2 protein-coding genes are annotated in these 2,567 nt (G+C 71.8%); one reads left to right on the plus strand and one right to left on the minus strand.

Annotated features, from left to right (window positions below):
* Positions 1–210 precede the first annotated feature (210 nt).
* Entirely contained in the window at positions 211–897 is a 687-nt protein-coding gene (locus G3I19_RS35995) for a class II aldolase/adducin family protein (protein ID WP_164267880.1), read from the minus strand.
* A 259-nt stretch (positions 898–1,156) separates the two neighbouring features.
* On the opposite strand from G3I19_RS35995, the gene G3I19_RS36000 reads away from it, so the two are divergent.
* A complete protein-coding gene (locus tag G3I19_RS36000) occupies positions 1,157–2,413 on the plus strand; it encodes an inorganic phosphate transporter (protein WP_164267881.1) in 1,257 nt (418 codons plus the stop codon).
* Positions 2,414–2,567: the final 154 nt, after the last annotated feature.

Genomic DNA, 2,567 nt, shown 5'->3' on the forward strand with positions numbered 1-2,567 from the left:
GAGCCGGGCGGCCGCTGCTGCGGCCGCGCCGACGCCGATCAGAGTGGTGACGGCCGTTGCCGTCGCGGTTGCCGGGCGCACTCCTCCAGTGTCGGTGGGGTCGGGCCCGGCTGCCAGCCGACCGGAGCAAACGTGGGCGGACGCCTCCAGGGGCTGTCCCGGTCGGTCTTGTCGCGCCGGGGCCAGCAAAAGGTCGGCCGGACAGAACACCTAGCTGTTCTGTCCGTATCCCCGGAGCTTCTCGGTGGCGGCGGCCAGCTGTTCCGGCGAGAGCAGGGACGGTGTGCGGCCGGGCACGGCGGACGCGGTGAGCCAGAGCCGGCACATCCACTCCAGCTGGGCGGTGCGGTCGTACGCCTGGTCGAGCGAGCTGCCGTAGGTGACGGTGCCGTGGTTCTGGAGGAGGCAGCCCTGGCGGTCCGTGAGGGCGGTGAGCATGTTCGCCGCCAGCTCGTCGCTCCCGTAGAGTGCGTACGGGGCGACCCGCACCTGCCCGCCCAGCGCGCCGGCCATGTAGTGGACGGCGGGCAGCTCGGGGACGAGGAGGGAGACCGCCGTCGCGTGCACCGCGTGGGTATGGACCACGGCGGTGGCGGTGGTGGCGCGGTGGACGGCGAGGTGCAGCGGCAGTTCGCTGGTCGGCTTCAGCTCGCCGAGCACCTGGTGGCCGTCCAGGTCGACGGCGACCGTGTCGTCCGGGCCGAGCTTCTCGTACGGCACTCCGCTCGGCGTGACCAGGATCAGCTCGCCGCAGCGGACCGAGACATTGCCCGATGTGCCGACGACCAGTCCCTCGGACGCGGTCCTGCGGGCGGTGGCGACGAGATCGTGCCAGGCCCTCGCGAGCGGACCGGTCCCCTCGACGCTCAGCTCATGGGTCTCGTCGGACGACGCCACTGCCTCTCCCCCATCACATCTGTCCCGCCCGGCCCGGGGCCGCCTCCGGGCATCCGGTGCCCGGTCCACGCGATGATGCCAGGCCCCCGGGCGCCCCGGTACGCCGCGGCGGCCGCGGCCGCGCGGGAAGCGCGCCCCGCGGGAGGCGGAACGGGCGCGTCCGGGCAGGGTCACCACAGCGCCCGGCCCAGTTCATCTTCCGTTCACCCGGGTTGCCTACGTTCATCTCGTCAATGACCTCGAACGATTGCCCAGGTAAATGGAACACTTGACCCTGCTCCTTGGGATCGTGATCATTACCGCTCTCGTGTTCGACTTCACGAACGGTTTCCACGACACGGCCAACGCGATGGCGACGACCATCTCGACCGGCGCTCTCAAACCGAAGACCGCGGTGGCCATGTCCGCCGCGCTCAACCTTGTCGGGGCGTTCCTGTCCGTCGAGGTCGCCAGGACGATCTCCGGCGGGATCATCAATGAACAGGGCATCACCACCGAAGTGATCTTCGCGGCACTCGTCGGTGCCATCCTCTGGAACCTGCTGACCTGGCTGCTCGGCCTGCCGTCCAGTTCCTCCCACGCACTCTTCGGCGGGCTCATCGGAGCCACGCTGATGTCGGTCGGCTCGTCCGGTGTCAACGGCGACGTGGTCGTCACCAAGGTCCTGCTCCCCGCGGTCGCCGCACCGGTCGTCGCGGGTCTCGCCGCGCTGCTGGCGACCAGGCTGACGTACCGGATCGGCCGCCGTACGGACGAGAAGTCCACCGCCAAGGGCTACCGGGCCGGCCAGATCGCCTCCGCCGGTCTGGTCTCACTGGCCCACGGCACCAACGACGCGCAGAAGACCATGGGCGTCATCACCCTCGCCCTGGTCACGGGCAAGGTCATCGCGCCCGGCTCGAACCCGCCCCTGTGGGTCATCGTCTCCGCCGGCACCGCCATCGCACTCGGCACCTACCTGGGCGGCTGGCGCATCATCAAGACCATGGGCAAGGGGCTCACCGAGCTCAGGCCGCAGCAGGGCTTCGCCGCCCAGACCGGTGCCGCGACCGTGATCCTGGCCTCCTCGCACCTCGGCTTCTCGCTCTCCACCACCCAGGTCTGCTCGGGCTCCGTGATGGGCGCCGGCCTCGGCCGCAAGGGCGGGGTGGTCCGCTGGTCGACCGCGACCCGGATGGCCGTCGCCTGGTGTCTGACGCTGCCCGCCGCCGCGCTCGTCGGCGCGGGCGCCGAGTTCCTGACCGGCCGCGGTCCCTGGGGTATCGGGGCCGTGGCCGTTCTGCTGGTCGCGGGCTCCGGTGTCATCTGGTCGCTGTCCCGCCGCACACCGGTCGACCGGCACAGCGTCACCCCCGACGAACCCGCCGGCGCGGACGAGCCCGCCGGGGTCGTCACCACCGCCATCGCGGCCGTCACCCCGCCGCCCGCCGGAGCGGCGGTCCCCGACGGTCTGCGGACCACCATCCCCGCACCGGGCGGCCCCGCACCCGAGCCGACCCGGCCCGCCACGGTCTGAAGGAGAAGGACACCGCACCATGGACATCGACTGGGCAGCTCTCGGCACCGTCTTCGGCGTCAGCCTGGTGGCGACCGTCGGTCTTGTGGGCCTGTTCACGCTCGGCGTGGTGGGCCTGGCACGCAAGCCCGCGCCGGAAGCAGGCACCGCCACC

Source organism: Streptomyces sp. SID10853 (genome assembly GCF_010548145.1).
GTDB lineage: Bacteria > Actinomycetota > Actinomycetes > Streptomycetales > Streptomycetaceae > Streptomyces.

What these genes read in the sequence shown, in the direction of transcription:
- G3I19_RS36000 (WP_164267881.1), top strand. Translation starts at nt 1,157, where the DNA reads ATGGAACACTTGACCCTGCTCCTTGGGATCGTGATCATTACCGCTCTC.